Annotated in this window: 1 protein-coding gene; it reads right to left on the reverse strand. The window is 68.9% G+C overall.

Features of this window, described 5'->3' with window-relative positions:
- Nucleotides 1–877, reverse strand: an 877-nt coding sequence (locus KIK15_RS18155) for a DUF222 domain-containing protein (protein ID WP_214246279.1), incomplete at both ends; no start/stop codon positions are given.

Consider the following 877-nt stretch of genomic DNA (forward strand, 5'->3'; position numbering starts at 1 on the left):
GCGAGGTGGGTGGAGTTGGTGAGTCCGCCTGCGGCCCAGTCGGTTTCGGCGTGGTGGGCTTCGGTGTGGGTGAAGGGTGCGGGGCAGGCCGGCGTCGAGCAGCCGCCGTACATTGTGAACAGCAGGAATCGTTGGGCTTGGCTGGCGAGGCGTCGGCTGCGTCCGTAGTAGAGGGGTTCACCGGTGGTGTCGTCGAATACGGCGAGGTGCATCTGGGCGCGGGCGGCGAGGGTGAGGATGTCGGTGATGGGCAGGTCGGTGCCGGTGGTGGTGTGACCGAGACCGGCTCGTTCGCGGAGTTGGTTTTCGGTGATGGAGACGATGATGTGGGGTGGCAGGCCGCGGTGGCTGGCGCCGAGTAGTCCGCCGTCGAGGGTGGTGCGCAGCAGCGCGTGTAGGGCGTCGTGGTTGCGTTGACTCTGGCTTCGGTAGTCCCGCGTGGCTGCATCTGTCACTGCGTCGAGGGTGTGGCGTTCGTCGTCGATTCCGCCCTGTGGGGAGGTCGCGTCGTCGGGGTTGTTCATGCCGGGTTTGGCCCAGGTGGCCAGGACGACTTCGAGCATGGCCCGGGTCACGGGGTCGAGGGTTGCGCTGAGTTTCGACATGCCGAGTGCATCTTGGGCGCCCAGCGATAGGGATCGGTTGCGGGCGCGGTCGCGGTCGGAGGGGAGTTGGCCGTCGGGGTCGAGGTGGGCCAGGATGCGGTTGCCGGCGCGGGTGATGTCGCGGGGGGTGTGGTGGCGGGCGATGTCGGCGAGGTGGGTGTCGGCGAGGTCGCGTAGTTCTGGTGCGGTGGCCGAGGGGATTTTCGCCAGCACGTCGAGGACGGCGTCGACGTGGTCGTGGCCCAACGCGCCGTCGGCCATGGCGGCGGCGG

This window comes from Williamsia sp. CHRR-6, from assembly GCF_018474015.1.
Taxonomy (GTDB): Bacteria; Actinomycetota; Actinomycetes; order Mycobacteriales; family Mycobacteriaceae; genus Williamsia_A.